At 66.4% G+C, this 20,924-nt stretch carries 19 protein-coding genes; 11 read left to right on the top strand and 8 right to left on the bottom strand.

Annotated elements, in window-relative coordinates:
* Positions 1-61 precede the first annotated feature (61 nt).
* Positions 62-763 (top strand): rhomboid family intramembrane serine protease, encoded by a 702-nt coding sequence (locus ACOXXX_RS05115; protein WP_422825479.1) that lies wholly within the window; start codon positions 62-64, stop codon positions 761-763.
* 294 nt (positions 764-1,057) lie between these two features.
* Here ACOXXX_RS05115 and ACOXXX_RS05110 read toward each other — a convergent pair whose 3' ends face one another.
* Both ACOXXX_RS05110 and murJ read right to left on the bottom strand, forming a co-directional pair.
* Entirely contained in the window at positions 1,058-2,542 is a 1,485-nt protein-coding gene (locus tag ACOXXX_RS05110; RefSeq protein WP_422825478.1) for a phospholipase D family protein, read from the bottom strand.
* A complete protein-coding gene (gene murJ / locus ACOXXX_RS05105; protein ID WP_422825477.1) occupies positions 2,539-4,092 on the bottom strand; it encodes a murein biosynthesis integral membrane protein MurJ in 1,554 nt (517 codons plus the stop codon). Before murJ ends, ACOXXX_RS05110 begins: the two co-directional genes overlap by 4 nt.
* Before the next feature lie 168 nt (positions 4,093-4,260).
* Between murJ and ACOXXX_RS05100 the strand changes: the two genes are divergently transcribed.
* From ACOXXX_RS05100 to ACOXXX_RS05080, 5 genes are all read left to right on the top strand, one after another.
* Positions 4,261-4,953, top strand: a complete 693-nt coding sequence (locus tag ACOXXX_RS05100; RefSeq protein WP_422825476.1) for a phosphatidylserine decarboxylase — start codon at positions 4,261-4,263, stop codon at positions 4,951-4,953.
* On the top strand, positions 4,953-5,720 hold the full coding sequence (pssA, locus tag ACOXXX_RS05095; protein ID WP_422825475.1) for a CDP-diacylglycerol--serine O-phosphatidyltransferase: 768 nt from the start codon (positions 4,953-4,955) through the stop codon (positions 5,718-5,720). Before ACOXXX_RS05100 ends, pssA begins: the two co-directional genes overlap by 1 nt.
* A 7-nt stretch (positions 5,721-5,727) precedes the next feature.
* Positions 5,728-6,369, top strand: coding sequence for a class I SAM-dependent methyltransferase (locus ACOXXX_RS05090; RefSeq protein ID WP_422825474.1), 642 nt, complete (start codon positions 5,728-5,730; stop codon positions 6,367-6,369).
* A 12-nt stretch (positions 6,370-6,381) separates the two neighbouring features.
* Positions 6,382-7,014 (top strand): thiopurine S-methyltransferase, encoded by a 633-nt coding sequence (gene tmpT / locus ACOXXX_RS05085; RefSeq protein ID WP_422825473.1) that lies wholly within the window; start codon positions 6,382-6,384, stop codon positions 7,012-7,014.
* A gap of 141 nt (positions 7,015-7,155) precedes the next feature.
* The gene (locus tag ACOXXX_RS05080; RefSeq protein ID WP_422825472.1) at positions 7,156-7,920 is read left to right on the top strand and encodes a hypothetical protein; all 765 of its coding nucleotides are present in this window, start codon (positions 7,156-7,158) and stop codon (positions 7,918-7,920) included.
* Between the two features lie 254 nt (positions 7,921-8,174).
* Here ACOXXX_RS05080 and ACOXXX_RS05075 read toward each other — a convergent pair whose 3' ends face one another.
* The gene (locus ACOXXX_RS05075) at positions 8,175-9,092 is read right to left on the bottom strand and encodes an endonuclease/exonuclease/phosphatase family protein (RefSeq protein WP_422825471.1); all 918 of its coding nucleotides are present in this window, start codon (positions 9,090-9,092) and stop codon (positions 8,175-8,177) included.
* A 145-nt stretch (positions 9,093-9,237) separates the two neighbouring features.
* Here ACOXXX_RS05075 and ACOXXX_RS05070 point away from each other — a divergent pair, with 145 nt between their 5' ends.
* Entirely contained in the window at positions 9,238-10,752 is a 1,515-nt protein-coding gene (locus tag ACOXXX_RS05070) for a YifB family Mg chelatase-like AAA ATPase (protein WP_422825470.1), read from the top strand.
* Here ACOXXX_RS05070 and ACOXXX_RS05065 read toward each other — a convergent pair.
* The 4 genes from ACOXXX_RS05065 to rsmI form a co-directional block, all read right to left on the bottom strand.
* Positions 10,722-11,618: an alpha/beta hydrolase gene (locus tag ACOXXX_RS05065; RefSeq protein WP_422825469.1), complete on the bottom strand. Its 897-nt coding sequence runs from the start codon at positions 11,616-11,618 to the stop codon at positions 10,722-10,724. The two genes, ACOXXX_RS05070 and ACOXXX_RS05065, sit on opposite strands and share 31 nt — an antisense overlap.
* On the bottom strand, positions 11,615-12,550 hold the full coding sequence (gene gshB, locus ACOXXX_RS05060; RefSeq protein WP_422825468.1) for a glutathione synthase: 936 nt from the start codon (positions 12,548-12,550) through the stop codon (positions 11,615-11,617). Before gshB ends, ACOXXX_RS05065 begins: the two co-directional genes overlap by 4 nt.
* A gap of 128 nt (positions 12,551-12,678) precedes the next feature.
* Positions 12,679-13,107: a YraN family protein gene (locus ACOXXX_RS05055; RefSeq protein WP_422825467.1), complete on the bottom strand. Its 429-nt coding sequence runs from the start codon at positions 13,105-13,107 to the stop codon at positions 12,679-12,681.
* 34 nt (positions 13,108-13,141) lie between these two features.
* Positions 13,142-13,966 carry a 16S rRNA (cytidine(1402)-2'-O)-methyltransferase gene (gene rsmI / locus ACOXXX_RS05050; RefSeq protein ID WP_422825820.1) on the bottom strand — a complete coding sequence of 275 codons (825 nt, stop codon included), beginning with the start codon at positions 13,964-13,966 and terminating at the stop codon, positions 13,142-13,144.
* 128 nt (positions 13,967-14,094) lie between these two features.
* Here rsmI and ACOXXX_RS05045 point away from each other — a divergent pair, with 128 nt between their 5' ends.
* Together ACOXXX_RS05045 and ACOXXX_RS05040 are read left to right on the top strand one after the other, a co-directional pair.
* Positions 14,095-15,276: a penicillin-binding protein activator gene (locus tag ACOXXX_RS05045; protein ID WP_422825466.1), complete on the top strand. Its 1,182-nt coding sequence runs from the start codon at positions 14,095-14,097 to the stop codon at positions 15,274-15,276.
* Positions 15,236-18,046 carry a [protein-PII] uridylyltransferase gene (locus ACOXXX_RS05040; RefSeq protein ID WP_422825465.1) on the top strand — a complete coding sequence of 937 codons (2,811 nt, stop codon included), beginning with the start codon at positions 15,236-15,238 and terminating at the stop codon, positions 18,044-18,046. Before ACOXXX_RS05045 ends, ACOXXX_RS05040 begins: the two co-directional genes overlap by 41 nt.
* Positions 18,047-18,130: 84 nt before the next feature.
* Here ACOXXX_RS05040 and ACOXXX_RS05035 read toward each other — a convergent pair whose 3' ends face one another.
* Positions 18,131-19,009 (bottom strand): glutathione S-transferase N-terminal domain-containing protein, encoded by an 879-nt coding sequence (locus ACOXXX_RS05035; protein WP_422825464.1) that lies wholly within the window; start codon positions 19,007-19,009, stop codon positions 18,131-18,133.
* Positions 19,010-19,227: 218 nt separating this feature from the next.
* Here ACOXXX_RS05035 and ACOXXX_RS05030 point away from each other — a divergent pair, with 218 nt between their 5' ends.
* Together ACOXXX_RS05030 and ACOXXX_RS05025 are read left to right on the top strand one after the other, a co-directional pair.
* Positions 19,228-20,103 (top strand): RNA polymerase factor sigma-32, encoded by an 876-nt coding sequence (locus tag ACOXXX_RS05030; protein WP_422825463.1) that lies wholly within the window; start codon positions 19,228-19,230, stop codon positions 20,101-20,103.
* Positions 20,100-20,903, top strand: coding sequence for a ChaN family lipoprotein (locus ACOXXX_RS05025; protein WP_422825462.1), 804 nt, complete (start codon positions 20,100-20,102; stop codon positions 20,901-20,903). The genes ACOXXX_RS05030 and ACOXXX_RS05025 overlap by 4 nt, the downstream gene beginning before the upstream one ends.
* Positions 20,904-20,924: the final 21 nt, after the last annotated feature.

Genomic DNA, 20,924 nt, shown 5'->3' with positions numbered 1-20,924 from the left:
CATAAAGGCTGCGGCTGGCTTACCCATGGGGGTCAGTGCCGTCAAGCAAAGGTCCGACACCATGCCCAGCGACCCCCGCGAAAGCCCGATCAACCAAAGCCCGGTCAATCCGCTGCCGCCGGTGGTGGTGGCCCTTTTCCTGATGATCGCGGGCATCGAGGCGCTGTTCCAGCTGGGCACGCGTGGTCTGATGGGCGGCCCGCAGGCGGTGGGCTGGCGGCTGGGGGCGATGCAGGACTACGCGGTATCAGGCCGGCTGCTGCACTGGATGGTCGAGACCGGGCAATACCCCGCAGAGCAGCTGGTGCGCTTTGTCGCCTATGCCTTTGTGCATGCCAATTTCACCCATGCGATGTTCGCCTGCGTGATGCTGCTGGCGCTCGGCAAGATGGTGGGCGAGGTGATGGGAAACCTCGCCACGCTGGTGCTTTTCCTCGGCTCAGCCATCGGCGGCGCGCTGATCTACGGATGGTTCACCAGCAGCGGCGTGCCGCTCATCGGCGCGCTGCCCGCGGTCTACGGCCTCATCGGCGGGTTCACCTACCTGCTTTGGGTGCAGCTGGGCCGTATGGGCGCGCAGCAGATCCGGGCGTTTTCGCTCATCGGAATCTTGCTGGGGCTGCAACTGATCTTTGGCCTGCTCTTTGGCGGCGGGCAGGACTGGATCGCGGATATCGGCGGCTTTGTCGTGGGCTTTGGCCTGTCGATCCTCTTGGTGCCGGGCGGCTGGACCCGGTTGCGTGCCTATCTGCGGCGCGATTGACCCGGCGCGTGATGCGATTGGCTTGAAACGGCCTTGAGAGGACGACGAGCCAAGCACCCGGCGCGGAATCAAGGCCGAAGGCCGCCGCGCCATTGCAGTCGCGCCCCCACGCGGCTGCGATTTGATTGAGCTTGGTGCGTAGCGGGGGTGGCGTGCGGACTTGGCTGCCATAAAGCGCGCCGCGGAAAGACCTGATCGCAGCCGCACGCGACTGCAATGGCGCGGCTCCTTACCCGGTTGCGCAAGGTCCGCTTCAGGCTGCTCGCGGGCAACTCAATCTGGCGGCATCTCGCCCTAGAAGAACTCCGGCGGCACGAGAGGCAGGCGGCGCGAAAACTCGCGCGCCCGCTGCATCGGGAACGGCAGGGCAAAGCCGATGCGCTGGTCCGGCTCGACGGCGACGTTGGATTTCGCGGCCGCATTCCAGACCTCGGCCTGCGTGATGTCCTTGTCGCCCCGATGATCGGCCAGCCAGATCCTTGCCAACCGGTCGTGCAGCCCGCGGATCGTGGCCGGATCGCGGAACGCCACCGACGCCTCGGTGTCCCAGCGCATCGACCGACCGTTGAGGTTCGCCGACCCGATCAGCCCGAACCGGTCGTCGATCAGTGTGACCTTGGAATGCACATAGACCGGCCCCGCGCCATAGACCTCGGCACTGCCCTCGGGTGCTTTGAAGGGCTGCGCCGGCGCGATCAGCGCCAGCCGGTCGCCAAAGGCATCCCGCAGCTTTTCCAGCTGCGACAATTGCAGCCCCTGCGCGTGCCGGGCGTCCCAGTTGGTATCGCCGTCGAACATCACCCGGTCGGGTTCGGGCGGCAGCACGATCACCAGTTGCAGATTGTCCGCGCGGCGCGCCGCGCTTACCAGCGCATCGGCGATGGGGGCGTGCCGCAGGAACTGGGTCTCGATGTAGATATGCCGCTCGGCCTTGCCGATTTCCTTGAGCAGCACCGCCTCGTGTTCGGTGATGCGCACCGCGGGGGACAGGCGCGCGACCCCGTTGCAGGGGTCCGAAAAGGTGCGCACCAGCCGCATGTCGACCGGCGACTGGGTGCGGGCGCTGGTATCGATGGGCAGCGCGCGGTCGGCCAGCGACGCCGCCCCGCAGGCCAGTGCCGCGTTCCACGTGTCGGCCAGGTGGGCGCGCAGGCTGGCGGCGAAATCGCCGTGGATTTCGGCCGCGACATCGTGCCAGGTCTCTTCTGGCAGGCCCTCGTGATCATGGTCGTCATAGCGCCGTTCGTTGACATCCAGCCCGCCGATGATGCAGCGCGTGCCGTCGGCCACGGCGCATTTCTGGTGCAGCGTCACCGGCCGCAGGATCGGCCCGGATTTCAGCACTTGGCGCTGCACCGGTGTCAGGCGGTTGGGATCGTCCGACCGCAGGGCGCGCAGGCGGCGGTTCAGCTTGCCCCAGATCACCAGACGCCAGAACGTCCCGGCGTTCTGGCCGTGCGGGGCGCACAGGATCTGCACATCGCCCTGCACCGTATCGGCAAAGCCCGATGCGTTTGTCCAGGCCTGCCGGTGCAGATGCGAGGCAAGCACCGGATCGAAATCCGCCACCGCCATGCGCAGCTTTACCCCGCGCTGCGCCACCAGCGCCAGCAGGTCGGCCCAGGTGTCCAGCCCGCGTTCGCGCACTTGCGGGTCGCGCAACCGGGTGCGCGGGTCGAAGATGCGGAAGGACAGGAACAATTCGTCCTGCGCCGACATGGCAAGGCGTTCAAGCGCCGGAAATCCTTCTGCGGCGGTGATCAGCGGTGTCAGTGTCATTGCATTCGGGGCTTTCTGCGCAGTGCGTTCCTGAATTCAGAGAGCCGGAAGGCCCCGATGGATTGGCCGGCCAGACCGTAGCTGATCGTGCCGACAACAAGTAAAGCCAGCAGCGCCAGGTAGCGCAAGCCGGTCACTGCGAACAACGGCCCAAGTAGCACAAGGGTTCCCCACATCACCACACCCATGATCACCGACGCCAGGCAAATGCGCCAGGCGCGGCGGCGGAACCGCGCGTCAAAGCGCGCCACCTCGCCAAAGCGGCGGCCGCCGATGCTCAGCTGTGCGACCATGATCCAACCCGCGACCGTGGTGGCGATGGCGGGGGCGATCCAGCCGATGACTGGGGCCAGCCCGATGGCGATGGCGGCGTTGACCAGCATCGCCACCACCGCATAGCGGAACGGGCTGCGCGTATCCTCGCGCGCGAAAAACAGCGGCTGCAGCACCTTCTGCAGCACGAAGGCCGGCAGGCCCAGCCCGTACAGCGCCACCGCCAGCGCGATGGCGGCGCTGTCGTCGGGGCCGGTCGCGCCCCGTTCGAACAGCACCGAAACCATCGGCAGCGGCACCACCACCAGCGCCACGGCGCAGGGCACGGTCAGAGCCAGCGAAATCTCGCCGGCGCGGGAAAACGCCTCGCGGCCGCCGACGGTATCCTCGGCCTTGAGCCTGCGCGACAGATCGGGCAACAGCACGATGCCAACGGCAATACCCACCACGCCCAGAGGCAACTGGTAGAGGCGGTCGGCGGCATAAAGCCAGCCCACCGCCTTGTCGAAATGCGACGCGACCTGCTGGCCCACCAGCAGGTTGATCTGCATCACCCCGCCGGCCAGCGCCGCCGGGATCGCCACCACCGTCAGCCGTTTCATGTCGGGCGTGAGCCGGGGCCGCCCGGGGCGCAGGCGCACCCCGGCCCGTTCGGCCGCGATCCAGACCAGCGCCAGCTGCGCGACGCCCGCCAGCGGCACGGTCCAGACCAGCCACATGACCACGTCGCCGCCCAGATAGTGACCCGCGATCATCGCCAGAATGACAAAGATGTTCAGCAGCACCGGCGCGGCGGCGGCGGCGGCGAAATGGCCCGTGGCATTGAGCGCCCCGGAAAACAGCGCCGCGATGGAGATGAAAAGGATATAGGGAAAGACGATCCGCCCGAACCCCACCGTCAGGTCGAACCGCTCCGACCCGGCAAAGCCCCCGGCGGTCGCCCAGACCAGCGCGGGCATGAAGATCAGCGCCAGCGCCGACAGCGCCAGCAGAACGAAGCCCAGCCCGTTCATCGCGTCGCGGGCGAATGTCAGCGGTTCCTCGTCCGCCTCGTACTTTTTCGAAAACATCGGCACGAAGGCGGCGTTGAACGCGCCCTCGGCGAAAAAGCGGCGGAACATGTTGGGCAGGCGGAACGCCGCCACAAAGGCGTCGAGCACCGGACCCGGCCCGATCAGCGCCAGGATCATGATCTCGCGCGCGACCCCCAGCACCCGGCTGGCAAGGGTCCAGAACCCGACGGTAAGGATGCCTGACATCAGGCGAATGGGCTTCATTTCCGGCTCCGGTCTGCGCGGGCATGCCGCCCGCCGCAGGATTAGAGCATCGCGCCCAAAGGGGGAAGGGGCCGCGTCCGGGACAGCAACCTGTCTGTGCTATAAGGGTTTTACCTTGGTGCCCCCAGACGATAGGAGGAAGGACAGGACCAGCAGGAGCCCCCGGCAATGCGCATGCGCGACACCTTCATCAAACCCATGCACCCCGAGGGGCGGCGCTTTGTCGGCATCTTTGCCGCGATCACGCTGGCGCTGTTCCTTGTGGCAGAGCCGCTGGGGTGGATCGGCGTCGGGCTGACCGTCTGGTGCTACTACTTCTTCCGCGACCCGGTGCGCACCACGCCCACCCGCGACGGTCTGGTGGTCAGCCCCGCCGACGGCGTGGTGTCGCTGATTGAACGGGCGGTGCCGCCGCCGGAACTGGGCATGCCCGATACCGCCCTGGTGCGGGTGAGCATCTTCATGAACGTCTTCAACTGCCACGTGAACCGCACGCCCGCGGCGGGGACGGTGGCCAGGGTCGCCTACCGCCCGGGCAAGTTCTTCAACGCCTCGCTCGACAAGGCCAGCGAAGACAACGAACGCAATTCGCTGCGCTTTGCCCTGCCCAACGGGCAAGAGCTGGCGGTGGTGCAGATCGCCGGGCTGGTGGCGCGGCGCATCGTCTGCTTTGTCAGCGAAGGCCAGCAGATGCGGACCGGCGAACGCTTCGGGCTTATCCGCTTTGGCTCGCGGCTCGATGTGTACCTGCCTGACGGGGTGGCGCCGCTGGTGGCGCTGGGGCAAACGATGGTGGCGGGCGAAACCGTCTTGGCGGATTTCACCAGCGCCGAAGGCGCCCGGCTGGGGCGGGACGACTGATGAGCGACGAACCGGTCAAACGCCACTCGCACATGCGGATCATCGATCTGCTGCCCAACCTGATCACCATGGCGGCGATCGTGGCCGGGCTGACGGCGATTCGCTTCGGCTTCGAACAGGCGTTCGAAAGGGCGGTGCAGCTTATCCTTCTGGCGGCGGTTCTGGACGGGCTCGACGGGCGCATGGCGCGGCTGCTCAAGCGGCAGTCGCTCACCGGGGCCGAGCTGGATTCGCTTGCCGATTTCGGCAACTTCGGCCTCGCTCCCGCGCTGATCGTCTATGTCGCCTTCTTCCAAGAGGGACTGCCAAGCGCCGGCTGGATCGCTGTGCTGGTCTACGTGGTGTGCTGCGTGCTGCGGCTGGCGCGGTTCAACGTGATGAACAAGACCGCATCCGCCGAAGGGGCGGTGAAACCCGACAACGCCTTTTTCGAAGGGGTCCCATCGCCCGCGGGCGCGATCCTTGTCATGGTGCCGATGTACGTGACCTTCCTGTTTCCCGAAATGGGGCCGGTGCCGCCGATGGCGATTGCGGCCTACATGGTGGTGATCGGCCTGCTGATGATCAGCAAGATTCCCACTTATTCGTTCAAGACCCTTGTCATTTCGCGCGACCGCGCGAAGTTCTATCTTCTGGCGGTCATGGTTCTGATCGCGGCCCTGCTGACCTACCTCTGGGCCACGCTTCTGGTGCTTGGCGGCATCTACACGGTCAGCGTCATCTGGGCGTTACTGTCGCGTGGGAAGTCTTCCAAACCCAAGCCATAGGAAATCCATGGATATCAGCGCAGTCAAATCCTCTTACGCACGCTGGGCCCCGGTCTACGACCGGACCTTCGGCGCCGTCACCAAACCCGGGCGCCGAAAGGCGGTCGAATACATCAACGAAAACGGTGGCCCGAAGGTGCTCGAGGTCGGTGTGGGCACCGGGCTCGCACTGCGGCACTACGCGCCCCACCTTGACGTGACGGGGATAGATTTCAGCGACGAGATGCTGGCAAAGGCCCGCGACAAGGTGCAAGAGATGTCGCTGAGCCAGGTGACGGAACTGCGCCAGATGGATGCCCGCAAGCTCGATTTCGCCGACAACCAGTTCGACACGGTCGTTGCCATGCACATCGTTTCGGTCGTGCCCGAGCCCGAGCGTGTGGTGGCTGAAATGGCGCGAGTCTGCAAACCGGGCGGCGAAATCGTGATCACCAACCACTTTGCCAGCGATCAGGGCGCCCTTGCCAAAATCGAAAAGCTGACCGCGCCGTTCGCCAACCTATTGGGGTGGCATTCGGATTTTTCGATCCAGGCGGTTCTGGGCGAACCGACCCTGCGGGTGACCAAGAAAGACACCCTGCCGCCGTTTGGCATGATGACCTTTCTAGTGCTGCGCAAGGCAGGCAGCCCGGCCACGGCACATCCATAAAAGGGGCATCCCATGGACGCCGGTTTCTGGCATCAGCGCTGGCAGGAAAACCAGATCGGTTTTCACGAACGCTCCGGCAACGCCGCGATGGTCGCGCATTGGGATGCGCTGGGGCTGGGGCAGGGCGCACGCGTCTTTGTCCCGCTCTGCGGCAAGACCCGGGACATCGCCTGGCTCCTGGCGCGCGGGCATCGCGTCGTCGGGGCCGAACTCAGCCGCCTGGCGGTCGAGCAGTTGTTCGAGGATCTGGGGGCCACGCCCGAGATCACGTCGCAGGGTAGTCTGGACCGCTTCGGTGCCCCCGGCATCGACATCTTCGTCGGCGATATCTTCGACCTCGGCGCGGATCTGCTGGGCGCGGTCGATGCCACGTATGATCGTGCCGCGCTCATCGCGCTGCCCCCGGACATGCGCAGCCGCTACGCGCCGCATCTGCACCGGATCACGGGCGGCGCGCCGCAATTGCTGATCTGCCTGGAATACGATCAAGGCCTGATGGACGGCCCGCCGTTTTCGGTGGATGCGGCCGAGGTCGCGCGGGTTTACGGCGCGCACTACGACATCCGCAAACTGTGGTCCGACGCGCTGGCCGAGGGGCTCAAGGGCCGCGTCCCGGCGACCGAGTCCATCTGGCATCTGACCTGACAGTCCCACCCGCTGCGCGGGCGGTCCGCCGCCCGAATGCCACCCTGAGACATTTTTTCAGCCGGTCCCGGCGGCTCTTGGGGTAAGATCATGCCGTCATTCCATTCAAATTTTTCCGAATCATTGTCTCAGGATCATTCCATGCGCCTTGCCCTTCTTCCGCTTCTGTTCCTGCTCCTGCCCGCCTGCGAGCCGGTGCAACCCACGGCCCGCGCCGCGGTGAACCTCGACTACGCCCGCACCAGCCTGGGCTATCGCAATTCCGGTGCGCTTTCTGCCGGGCGGCTGCTGCTCTGGGATGCCGAGGACAACAGCCTTGTCACCCTGCAAAGCGAAATCCCGCTCGGAACCGCCGCCCCCACACAGCCCGTTCAACTCGAGGCGACGTCGGTCCGGGGCGTGCAGATCTCGTCGTCGGCCACGCTGTCTGACCAGGCCAGCGCCGCCATCGCGTCGAAAATCCGCGATGACCTGTCCTTTGTCGTCAAGGATGCGGTGCGGGTGAACAGCACCCAAGTCCACAGCGGCATCTCCGACGCCTACAAGGCGCTTCAGGCCAGCGGCGTGAACGCCTTTCGCGCCTGGCGCATCGCCGACGTGACCGGCGACCGCAGCCGATACCGGTTCGTGGTGCTGACCGATGAAATCCGCGCCTCCGAAGAGGAAATCAGGCTCGACCAGTCCGCAGGCGGCACCGCGTCGTTTTCCATCGTCGATCAGGTCGCGGGCAACGTCACCGTGACCGTACCCGCCAGCACCACCGCCAAATGTTCGGGCGACGGCGTGGTCTGCTACGTCAACGCCATGGTGCTGCGGGTGTTTCTGAACGACAGCGGCAACCTTGATTACGAGCCGTCCTCGTTCAATTCCGAACGGCTGGTCACGGCGCTGCGGGGCCTCTCCTGACCCCGATCCGCCGCTCCGGCCCGGAAAAACTGAGAAATCTCTTGGCTTGGAATCAAGGCGCGCCCGGCGCGCCGCCAAGCCAGAGCGGCCGGCCGTCCCGCGGCCTGCCGCTGCGTCTATGCGCTTACTGCGTTTCCGCGTCTCGCGGGGCGGAGGGATAAATCGAGAGGCGGCAGCGTTGCAGCGGCAGACCCCGGCCCGCCGCTCCGGCCCGGCAGGCCGGATCGCTCGCACATCCGCTTGAAGGCGCTTATCTACCGAAGACGAAAATCCGCGAAGACCGGGTAGTGATCGCTGGGCCATTCACCGCCGAACTGGCGTTGCAGCACCAGCGGCCCCTGCACCGGCGTCGCACCGATATAGCCCAGGTGGTCGATCGCACCGAAAAGGTTCAGCCCGCGGTTGAAGTGATAGGTCGATCCCGGCACATCCGCAAAGGCGATGCCGGTCGCCTCCAGCGTTTCCATGGTCTTTGACCCCAGCCGCGCGTTCAGATCACCGACCAGGAATACCGGCTCACCGCTCGCGATCATCGGGGCGATTCGGCGGTTCACAAGCTCGGCCGACAACAGCCTGTTCGAGCCGCTCTTGTATTCGAAATGCACGTTCATCACCCAGAACGCAGGCCCGCCGTCCAGGGGCACGAACCGCGCCCAGGACGCGAACGCGGGGTAGGAGCCGTTGAAGGTCCGCGAATAGATCACGTCGGGCGTGTCGGAAAAGAAGAACCAGCCCTGATCGGCCACCCGAAACGCCGCGCGCCGGTAAAGGATCGGCTGCGTCGACGGGAATTCCCGCCAGTCCCCGACCGCCGCCGCCGCGTATCCGGGGTTCTGCGCCAGCAGGAAATCCAGCGTCAAATTGACCGACCCGTCGGAGCCGCGGGCAAAACTCTCCATCTCCTGAAAGGCGATGACATCGGCGTTGACGGCCTTGAACGCCGCATCCATCGGCCCCTTGCGCCGGTCCCAGTCTCCCACCGACCAGTCGCCGGTCTGCTGGTTGAGCAGGATATAATGCACGTTGTAGGTGGCGATGCGCAGGCTGTCCTCGGGCGGCTCGGGCAGCGCCGCATCTTCGGAATTGGACAGATGCAGCGCGCAGGCAACCAGCGTCAGCCCCAGCAGCGCGAGGATCAGCCATTTCAGCGTCAGCCGCAGGATGTGCCGCATGAAGATCCCCCCGGGACGGTGCGATTCCCCTTGATCATAGGGCAGTTGCGGCGAAAGGGCAGGCGGCGGTCCGCAATCCCGCCGTTAACCAATTTCTAACCATGCCCGGCGAATGCTGACACCCGGGGTCAGGTAAGGGGGTTGCATGGTTGCGCATGCCTACACGGTTGCCTTCGAGGGGGTAGAGGCCCGCCCGGTCGAGGTGCAGTGCGCCGTGACGCCGGGGCTGCCCGCGTTTTCCATCGTCGGCCTGCCGGACAAGGCCGTGTCCGAGGCGCGTGACCGCGTGCGCACGGCGCTGTCGTCCATGGCCATCGCCCTGCCGTCCAAGCGGATCACCATCAACCTGTCGCCCGCCGATCTGCCCAAGGAAGGCTCGCATTTCGACCTGCCCATCGCGCTCAGCCTGCTGGCGGCGCTCGACATCATCCCGCCCGACGCCATCGCGCAGACCCTGTCGCTGGGCGAACTGTCGCTCGACGGATCGCTGGTTGCCGTGGTGGGCGCGCTGCCCGCCGCGATGGCCGCCGCCGAAGGCGACCGCGCACTCCTCTGCCCCCGCGCCTCGGGGGCAGAAGCCGCCTGGGTCGGGGCCTGCACCGTGCTCGCCGCGGCCAGCCTCGTTGATCTGGTGCGGCATTTCTCGGGCCAGGCGGTCATGTCCCCCTGCGCCCCGGGCGAGGTGCTGCCCGGCCCGCCGGGCCGCGACCTGCGCGACGTCAAGGGCCAGGAAAAGGCCAAGCGCGCGCTCGAGATCGCCGCCGCCGGCCGGCATCACCTGATGTTCGTGGGTGCGCCCGGGTCGGGCAAATCCATGCTCGCCGCGCGCCTGCCCGGCATCCTGCCGCCGCTGTCGGCGATAGAGGCTCTGGAAACCTCGATGATCCATTCGCTGGCCGGGCTTCTGGACGAAGGCGGCATTTCCCGTCAACGCCCGTTCCGCGAACCGCACCACACCGCGTCGATGGCCGCCATCGTCGGCGGCGGGAGGCGCGCGCAACCGGGCGAAATCAGCCTGGCGCACAACGGCGTGCTCTTCATGGATGAATTTCCCGAATTTCCACGCACCGTGCTGGAAACCCTGCGCCAGCCGATCGAGACCGGCGAGGTGATGATCGCGCGCGCCAACGCCCATATCAAATACCCCTGCCGCTTCATGCTGGTGGCCGCCGCCAACCCCTGCAAATGCGGCTACCTGTCGGACCCCGCCCGCGCCTGTTCGCGGGCGCCGATCTGCGGAGAGGATTACCTGGGCCGCATCTCGGGCCCGCTGATGGACCGGTTCGATCTGCGGATCGAGGTGCCGCCGGTGGCCTTCACCGATCTCGACTTGCCGCCCTCGGGCGACGGGTCCGACACCGTCGCGGCCCGGGTTGCCGCGGCGCGCGACCGGCAGGCGGCGCGGTTCAGCAATCACGCGACCATGCGCACGAACGCCGATGCCGAAGGTCCGGTGCTTGAGGACATGGCCGCGCTCGACGCTGAAAGCCGCGATCTGATGCTGCGCGCCGCGGACCGCTTTGGCTTGTCGGCACGCGGCTATCACCGGGTGCTGCGGGTCGCGCGGACCATCGCCGACCTTGAAGGGTCCGATGCCGTGCGCCGCCCCCACGTGGCCGAGGCGCTGAGCTACCGGCTGGTGTCGGCGAAGGAGTCCTGAATGAAGGCGGCAGTGCGGCGCAGGCTGGCGCGCGCCTCGGGGAACCAGCCGTCGAAAAGCGGCCAGACATGCGGCGCGTGCGGCAGGGTGTCGAGCGTCACCTTTGCGCCGAACTGCTCCAGCCGTCGGGCCATGCGCAGGGTGTCGTCGCGCAGGATCTCGCTTTCGGCCACGTGCAGCAGCACCGGCGGCGCGCCGGGAAAGTCGGCATAAAGCGGGGACACGCGCGGGTCGCGCGGATCGTGATCGCCAAGGCAGATGTCGATCAGCTCGGAAATCCGATCCACCGGCAGAAACGGATCGGCGCGGGCGTTCTCTGCCAGGCTCGGCGCGGTCCGGGACAGGTCGGTCCAGGGTGAAAAGGCAAAGGCGGCGCGCGGCGGTTCCGCTATGGCGCAACAATGCGCCAGCAGCGCCAGCGCCAGCCCGCCCCCGGCGGAATCGCCGCCCAGCACGATGTCGTCTGGCGCATATCCCAAGGCGCGCACGCGGTCATGGGCCGCCACCGCATCGTCGAACGCCGCGGGAAGCGGCGCCTCCTGCGCCAACCGGTAGACCGGCGCGCAGACCTCGACCCCCGCCAGTTTCGACAGCCGCCCCAGCGGCCCCTGGTGGGTGAGCGGAGAGCCCGAGACATAGCCGCCGCCGTGAAAGTACAGGATCACCTTGCCCGGTGCGCAGGTCCCGGCGCAGATCCAGTGCAGTCCGTCGCGGCTGATGTGCCTCAGAAACGGCGGCTGGCGCATGAAAAGCCGCGTCGACCGGCGCAGATCACGCTCTGCCTCTGCCGGGCCGGGGGTGCGGGCCAGATGCGGTTTCGCCAGCAGGCGCAGCACCGCGTTGGTCAGGCCCAGCCGCCAGCTCATGCGCGGCGCGCCTCGATCGCCTCCCAGATCTTTGCGGCGACGTTGATGCCGTCGAACCGCTCAAGCTCCTGAATGCCGGTTGGCGAGGTCACGTTGATCTCGGTCAGATACTCACCGATCACGTCGATCCCGACGAAAACCTGGCCCTTTTCCTTCAAAAGCGGCCCGATCCGCGCGCAGATTTCAAGGTCGCGTTCGGTCATCTCGACCTTTTCGGGCCGCCCGCCCACATGCATGTTCGACCGTACCTCGCCCTTGGCGGGCACACGGTTGATCGCGCCCACCGGCTCGCCGTCGACCAGGATCACCCGCTTGTCGCCCTTGGTCACCGCGGGCAGGTATTTCTGCGCGATCAGCGGCTCGCGGCTGAAGCCGGTGAAAAGCTCGTGCAGGGAACTGAGGTTGCGGTCGTTCTCGTCCAGCCGGAACACCCCCGCGCCGCCATTGCCGTACAGCGGCTTGACGATGATATCGCCATGCCTGGCCTTGAAGGCGCGGATGGTCTCCAGATCCCGGGCGATGGTGGTGGGCGGGGTCAGGTCCGGAAAGGTCAGCACCAGCAGCTTTTCGGGATAGTTTCGCACCCAGAACGGGTCGTTCACCACCAGCGTGCCGGGCGCCAGCCGGTCCAGCAGGTGGGTGGTGGTGATGTAGTGCATGTCGAAGGGCGGGTCCTGGCGCAGCCAGACGACATCGAAGTCGCTCAGGTCCACATGCTGCATCTCGCCCAGGATGGCATGGTCGCCCTCGACCCGCTGCACCTTGAGGCTTTGGCCGCGCGCGGTGATCCGACCCTCTTCATAGGCCAGATGATCGGGGGTGTAGTAGAACAGCTCGTGTCCCCGCGCCTGGGCCTCTTCGGCCAGCCGGAAGCTGCTGTCGGCATTGATGTTGACCGGACCGATCGGATCCATCTGAAAGGCGATTTTCATGGGCACACTCCGCAATGTCGCCTGATACATGGCGCATGGTGCGGGCTGGTGCAATGACCGGTCGTCGGCGGGTGCCGTACCCTGCGCGGTTCAGGGCGTGCGAACCTGCCCGGTCCGCGGCGTGCCGGTCACGCCGCCAAAAGCGCGTTTTCAAGAATGCGCACGGCCCCCGTGCTGTCCACCAGCGCCACGTCGAATCGCATATCCGTGAGTGACCCCAGCGGCTGCGTTCCGGCGAATTCCTCAGCCGCGGCGCACAGCCGCCGCATCTGTGCCGGGCCCAGCCGTTCCGCCGCGCGCGAGAAACTGTCGCTTTTCTTGACCTCGACGAAGATCAGCCCGACGCCGTCTTGCAGGATCAGGTCGATTTCCCCGGCCGTGCCGCGCCAGCGCTGGTGCAGACAGGCGTGGCCGCGCCGCGCATAGGTGCGGATCACACCCTCTTCGGCCGCCATGCCCGCGTGATAGCCAAGCGCCCCACGGGCGCGCCGCGCCGATTGCGGATCGGGCAGGGCGGGCGTTGCCGCATCGAAATCAAAGGCAAGTTGACAGCTCATGCCGCAAGCCTCTGCCAGAAACACTAAGATTCGATTAATCCCCCTCCGCCCGCAGCGCCATCGCGCGCTGGTAGATCGGGCGCCGCGACAGGCCCAGGGCGCTCGACACCTGGTCCGCCGCGTCGCGCACCGACAGGGTGCTCAGCGCCTCGCGCAGGGCCGCGTCGACCTCGTCCGCCGTGGCCTCGGGCGCCGCACCCCGGCCCACCAGCACCACGATCTCGCCCTTGACCGGCTGGTCCGCCAGTTCCGCGGCAAGCTCCGCCAGGGTGCCGCTGCGCACCTCCTCGAACTTCTTCGTCAGTTCCCGGCAAACCGCGGCGGGGCGGTCCGGCCCGAGGATCGTCGCGGCATCCGCCAGCATCGCCGCCAGCCGCTTGGGCGATTCGTAGAACGCCAGCGTCGCGGGGGTGGCCGCCAGCTCTTTCAGGCCCGCCCGCCGTGCGCCCTTGGCATTGGGCAGGAACCCCGCGAACAGGAACCGGTCGGTGGGCAGGCCCGCGATGGTCAGCGCCGTGATCACCGCCGCAGCGCCCGGTGCCGCCGTCACCGGCCAGCCGCCGTCGCGCGCGCCGCGCACCAGGTCGAATCCGGGGTCCGAGATCATCGGCGTGCCCGCCTCGGACGCGTAGGCCACCGATCTGCCCGCCGCCAGCTCGGCCAGCAGCCGCGGCCGCATCCGCGCGCCGTTGTGATCGTGATAGGCCAGCACCTGCCGGTCGCCGAGCGGCACGCCGTGGATTTCCATCAGCCGCCGCAGGCTGCGCGTGTCCTCGGCCGCCAGCACATCGGCGCTGGCCAGGATGTCCAGAGTCCGCAGTGTGATGTCGCGGGCATTCCCGATCGGCGTCGCCACCAGATAAAGACCCGGCGTCAATCTGCCCGTTTCCCGATTCACCACTGGACCCGTCTCCCTCCTCGTCTATGATCGCCCGCAATTGCAGCGCGTGCCAGATGCCGCGCCCGACAACGAGGGAGCTTCCGTCCATGTTTGCCGTTTTGTCCTCTGCCCGCAAGGCGATGACCCGTGTCGTCGCAGTATCCTCACTGCTTTGGCTGGCCGCCTGCGACGCCAGCATGATCGGCGGTCTGGCCGGTTCCGGCGGGCCGAGCGTCGATACCAACGCGCCGGTGCGTGTCGCCCTGCTGGTGCCGAAATCCGATCCCGGCGCGGGCGTCGTGGCGCGCAGCCTGGAAAACGCCGCCCGTCTGGCGGTGGCCGACCTTGACGGTGTGCAGATCGATCTGCAGGTCTACGACACCGCCGGTTCGGCCTCGACCGCCGCCGCGCAGGCGCAGCGCGCCGTGGATGACGGCGCCAAGATCATCCTTGGCCCGCTCTTCGGCGAGGCGGCAAACGCCGCAGGCGTCGCGGTGGCCGATGAAGGCATCAACGTTCTGAGCTTTTCCAACACGCCCGGCATTGCCGGCGGCAACGTCTTCATCTTGGGCAACACCTTCGCGAACAGTGCGGACCGGCTGCTGAAATACGCAGCGGGGCAGGGCAAAGGCCGCGTGGCGGTGCTGCATACGAACAATGTTCCGGGCCAGGTCGGCCGCAACGCCGTGCAATCGGCCGCCGCCCGTTCAGGCGCAACCGTGGTCGGAACCGAAGCCTATGATCTGACCACCGAAAGCCTGTCCGCCGCTCTTGAGCGGATCAAGGCCGTTATGGCGCAGCAGGACGCGCAATCGCTCATCCTGACCGACGATTGGGCCGGCGGGCTGTCTGTGGTGCTGCAACTGGCCCCGGAAAAAGGGATCAGCCCGGCGTCGACCCAGTACATGGGCCTGTCGCGCTGGGATGCACGTTCGGACGGCTTCAACCTGCCGGGCATCCAGGGCGGCTGGTTCACGATGCCCAACCGGGCCGCGCAAAGCAGCTTTGAAAGCCGCTTCACCGCCGCCTACGGATCGGCGCCGCACGAACTGGCGGGGCTTGGCTATGACGGCATCGCCGCCATCGGCGCGCTGGTGGGCCAGGGCCGCCGCGATGCGCTGACCGGGCGGGCGCTGACCCAATCGGCTGGTTTTCAGGGAACGGGCGGTGTATTCCGCCTGTTGTCCGATGGCACCAATGAACGTGGGCTGGCGATCGCGACCGTGCGCAACAACCAGGTGGTGATCATTGACCCTGCCCCGAGAAGTTTCAGCGGCGCTGGTTTCTGAACCGGCGACACCGATCCAATTGCCGGAGCGGCTGATCGCTCCGGCCACCGACATCTTCGACCGTGAGACCGTCCGCGCGGAGCTTTGGACCGCGCTGGAAGAGGCAAAGGACGAACGCGCCGTGCGCGCCGCGACCGTGCCGATTCTGGGCGCGGCCCGCGACGCCGGGCGCGCGCTCATTGCCAAATCCCTGGTGGCCCGTCCGTATGACGCGCCCGAAGCCATCCGCGCCTACACCTGGATCACCGACTGCCTTGTCACCCTGACCTGGGACGTGGCGACCGAACGCCTGCACCGCCGTCCCAGCCCGACCGAGGGCGAAAAGATCGCCGTCATGGCTGTCGGCGGCTATGGCCGCGGCGAGATGGCACCGTTCTCCGATGTCGATCTGCTGTTCCTGACGCCCTACAAGATCACCCCGTGGGCCGAGAACGTCATTGAATCGATGCTTTATGTCTTCTGGGATCTGAAGCTGAAGGTCGGCCATTCCTCGCGCACCATCAAGGACTGCATCCGCCTCGGGGCCGAGGATTACACCATCCGCACCGCGATGCTGGAACACCGCTTCCTGACCGGGCATGAACCGCTGTCAGAGCAGTTCGCGAAGCGGCTTCAGAAGGATCTCTTCGAAGGCAGCGAACGCGACTTTGTCGAGGCAAAGCTCGCCGAACGCGACGCCCGGCATGAAAAGCAGGGCGGCCAGCGCTACATGGTCGAACCCAATGTTAAGGAAGGCAAGGGCGGGCTGCGCGACCTGCAGTCGCTCTACTGGATCACGAAATACGTCCACCACGCCCAGGATGCCGAACACCTTGTCCGTCTGGGCGTGTTCGAGCCCGAGGAATACGCCACCTTCGTGAAGGCGGAATCCTTTCTCTGGGCGGTGCGCTGCCATCTGCACCTGATCGCCGGCCGCCCGATGGAGCAGCTGACCTTCGATCTTCAGGTCGAGGTGGCAGAGGCGCTGAACTACACCGACAAGGGCGGTCGCCGCGCCGTCGAGATTTTCATGCAGCACTATTTCCGCCACGCCACATCCGTTGGCGACCTCACGCGGATCGTGCTGACCTCGCTCGAGGCGGACCAGACCAAGGACGCGCCGCTGCTGATGCGGATGTTCAAGCGCACCCCCAAGGTCAAGGACGGCTTCGAAGTGATCCACAACCGTCTTGCGATCAGCGACGACGCCGCCTTTCTGGCCGACAAGATGAACATCCTACGGCTTTATGAAGAGGCTTTGCGTACCGGCTTTCTGATCCACCCGTCGGCGATGCGCCTGGTGGCGGGCAACCTGCACCTGATCGACGACGGCATGCGCAATGACCGCGAAGCGCAGCGCATCTTCCTGGACCTGCTGCTCAAGCACGGCAACCCCGACCGGGCGCTGCGGCGCATGAACGAACTCGGTGTGCTGTCGGCCTTCATCCCCGAGTTCGAGCCGATTGTCGCGATGATGCAGTTCAACATGTATCACCACTACACGGTGGACGAACACACCATCCAGTGCATCTGGCATCTGAGCGAGATCGAGCATGACGAACTGGTCGAGGAACTGCCCGTCGCCACCTCGATCCTGCGCGAAGGGATCAACCGCAAGGTGCTCTATGTGGCGCTGCTGCTGCACGACATCGGCAAGGGCCGGGACGAGGATCATTCCGTGCTGGGCGCGCAGATCGCCCGCAAGGTGGCGCCGCGACTGGGGCTGAAACCGGCCGAATGCGCGACGGTGGAATGGCTGGTGCGCCATCACCTGTTGATGTCGGACATGGCGCAGAAACGCGATATCGCCGATCCGCGCACGGTGCGCGATTTCGCCAAGGCGGTGCAGACCCGCGAACGGCTGGATCTTCTTCTGCTGCTCACCGTCTGCGACATCCGCGGCGTCGGCCCCGGCACCTGGAACAACTGGAAGGCGGCGCTTATCCGCGCGCTCTACCGCCAGACCCGCAAGGCGCTCGAAGGCGGGATGGAGGCGCTCAACCGCGAACGCCGCGGCGCCGAGGCCAAGCGCCTGCTGCACGATGCGCTGCCCGACTGGGACGGCAAGGACCTGCGCATCGAAAAGCAGCGCCATTATCCGACCTACTGGCAGGGGCTGCATGTCACGGCCCACGTGGTCTTTGCCCACCTGCTGCGCGACATCACCCCGGACGAGATCAAGATCGACATCCACCCGGACGAGGATCGCGATGCCACCCGCGTCTGCTTTGCACTCCAGGACCATCCCGGCATCTTTTCCCGGCTTGCCGGGGCGCTGGCGCTGGTCGGGGCCAACGTTGTGGACGCGCGCACCTATACGTCAAAGGACGGCTATGCCACCGCCGCCTTCTGGATACAGGATGCCGACGGCAGCCCTTACGACTCCATCCGCATCCCGCGCCTGCGCGAAACCATCCGCAAGACCCTGAAGGGCGAGGTCGTGGCGCGCGAGGCCATGAAATCGCGCGACAAGATCAAGAAGCGCGAACGCCAGTTCAAGGTCCCGACCTCGATCACCTTCGACAACGAGGGGTCAGAGATCTACACGATCATCGAGGTCGACACCCGCGACCGGCCCGGCCTGCTTTATGACCTCACGCGGACGCTGGCCAATGCGCATGTCTACATCGCCTCGGCGGTGATCGCGACCTACGGCGAACAGGTGGTCGATGCCTTTTACGTCAAGGACATGTTCGGGCTGAAATACTTCACCCCGTCCAAGCAGAAGGCGCTGGAACGCAAGTTGCGCGACGCCATCGCCGAAGGCGCGGAACGGGCGCAGGAAGGCTAGGGCGGGGGAGGGCGGCGGCAGGGTTAACGCCGCTTAACCCTTTGATCGTACGGTCAATTGTTTCGCGTGCGAAACGCAGCCGCCTTACGCCTCGCGCGCCACCAGCGCCATGAAGGCGGGCCAGGCCTCTGGATCCGCCACGGTCTTGTCCCGGCAGAAGGCGTTGCAAAATCCGAACGTCCGCCCGTCCATCGTCAGGTAATGCGTCACCGGATCGCCGGAATAGGGGCAGGCGGTGTTCTCGGACGGGCCGCTCTCGACCGCCTGCGCCGCCAGCGGCTGCGGTCCGGGCCAGGCCGTCGTCTCGTAGGGTTTGGCATAGCGCGCCAGATCGCTGCCCCGCACCAGCCCCATCGCGCGCCAGCGGCGGAACGCCGAGTCGGCCAGGTGCGCTGCGACATAGTCCGCCGCCACCGTGTTCACCGTCAGCCCGTAGCCCGCGATGCGCGCCGCCACCGGCGCAAAGAACGCATCCGCCACCGAATAACGCCCGCAAAGCCACGGGCCATCGCCCCCGAACCGCTCCCTCGCAAAGGACCAGAGCGTTTCGATCCGCCGCAGATCCGCCGCGACCTCGGCGGGGGCGGCGCAATCAACGTAGGCCAGCCGCAGGTTCATCGGGCAATGGCTGCGCAGGGCCGCGAAACCTGAATGCATCTCGCAGGCCAGCGCCCGCGCCGTTGCGCGCGCTGCCGGGTCCTCGGGCCAGAGCCCCGCTTTGGGGTGGCGGCTGGCCAGTTCCTCGGCGATGGCGAGGCTGTCCCAGATCACCGTGCCCTCGCCCGTGACCAACGTCGGCACCGTGCGGGCGGGGGGCACCTGGGCCATCTGGTCGGCCACCGTCGCGGCGTGGAAATCCAGCAGCGTGATGGCCGTGTCGATGTCGAACCGGCGAAACAGCAGCCAGGCCCGCAGTGACCAGCTGGAATAGGCGTAATCGCCCAGATAAAGCGTGTAGGACATGGCCAGGGCTCCTTTCGCCAAGGGTTTATCCAACCCGCCAGCGCCCGCACAACGCAATTTTGTGAGCTTTGCGATCATCGCCGCTGATGGATCATGACAAAGGCGGGTCGCAAATCCATATTTTTTTGCAACCAAATGTGATCCGGCTGCGTTGCCCCCGCGTAGGTGAAGGTAGACGGAAAGATAATCCGACACCGAAGCTAAGCTGGGGAGCGCTCATGGCACTTGACGGATTTAACGACCAGACATTGTCGCGCCGGGCCATGAAGGCCGAATTGCTGGACGCGGAAACCGAATTGAAACTGGCCTACGCCTGGCGCGACGAACGGGACGAGGCCGCCCTTCACCGCTTGATCACCGCCTACATGCGCCTTGCCATTTCCATGGCATCCAAGTTCAAGCGCTACGGCGCGCCGATGAACGACCTGATCCAGGAAGCGGGGCTTGGCCTGATGAAGGCCGCCGACAAGTTCGATCCCGATCGCGGGGTGCGCTTTTCGACCTACGCCGTCTGGTGGATCAAGGCGAGCATTCAGGACTACGTGATGCGCAACTGGTCGATGGTGCGCACCGGCTCCACCTCGTCTCAGAAATCGTTGTTCTTCAACATGCGGCGTGTGCAGGCGCGTCTCGAACGCGAAGCGGCCGCCGAAGGGCAAAGCCTTGACCGGCACCAGCTGCGCCAGATGATCTCGACCGAGATCGGCGTGCCGCTGCATGATGTCGAGATGATGGAAGGGCGGCTGTCCGGTTCCGACTATTCGCTCAACGCCACTCAATCGGTCGAGGATGAGGGCCGCGAATGGATCGACGCGCTCGAGGATGACGGCGCGCAGGCGGCTGAGATTGTCGAGAACAGCCATGACACCGATCAGCTGCGCGAATGGCTGCTCGTGGCGATGAACGCGCTGAACGACCGCGAACGGTTCATCGTGCGCGAGCGCAAGCTGCGTGATGCGGGCCGGACGCTGGAAAGCCTAGGCAATGAGCTGGGCCTGTCGAAAGAACGTGTCCGCCAGCTTGAGGCGGCGGCATTCGCCAAGATGCGCAAGACGCTGGAATCGCAATCGCGCGAGGTTCATGCCTTTCTGTGAGACGGCTTTTCTGCCTGCTGACCCTGATCATCGCCCCCGCAGCTTTTGCTGACGGGGGCGTTTTTGCAGGCCGCGATGTGGTGTTTCTGGGCGAACAGCACGACAACCCGGCGCATCACGCGCGCCAGGCCGAGCTGGTGGCCGACATCGCCCCGACGGCGCTGGTGTTCGAGATGCTGACGCCGGATCAGGCAGGCCGGATCACCCCCGATCTGATCGGTGACAAAGCGGCACTGGAACAGGCCCTGGGCTGGAACGGCAGCGGCTGGCCCGATTTCGCGATGTATTACCCGATCTTCGCCGCCGCCCCCGATGCCGCCTATTACGGTGCGGCCTTGCCACGGGCCGAAGCACGTCGGGTGATGGAGGTCGGCACGCAGGCGGTCTTTGGCGATGAGGCCGCGCGCTTTGGCCTGGATGATCCGCTGCCCGCCGACCAGCAGACGGCGCGCGAGGCGCTGCAACTGCGCGCCCACTGCGACGCCATGCCCGAAGAGATGCTGCCGATGATGGTCGATATCCAGCGCCTGCGCGACGCGCGGCTGGCACAGGCCGCCCTGCAAGCCCTAGACGCTTTCGGCGCGCCGGTGGTGGTGATCACCGGTAACGGCCACGCCCGCCGCGACTGGGGCGCGCCCGCGCTTTTGAAACTGGCCGATCCGGATGTGACCATCGCCGCCTTCGGCCAGGGCGAGGCGACCTTTGGCGCGCCCGAAGGCACCTTCGACGCGGTCGACATCAGCGAGGACGTGGTGCGCGATGACCCCTGCGCCGCCTTCGAACATTCCAGCGGCAATTGAGCTTTCCGCCCGCCGGGCGTA

Origin of the sequence: Thalassococcus sp. BH17M4-6 (assembly GCF_049323015.1) — a bacterium.
Taxonomy (GTDB): Bacteria; Pseudomonadota; Alphaproteobacteria; order Rhodobacterales; family Rhodobacteraceae; genus Puniceibacterium.
This window is presented reverse-complemented; position numbering and strand designations above follow the sequence as displayed.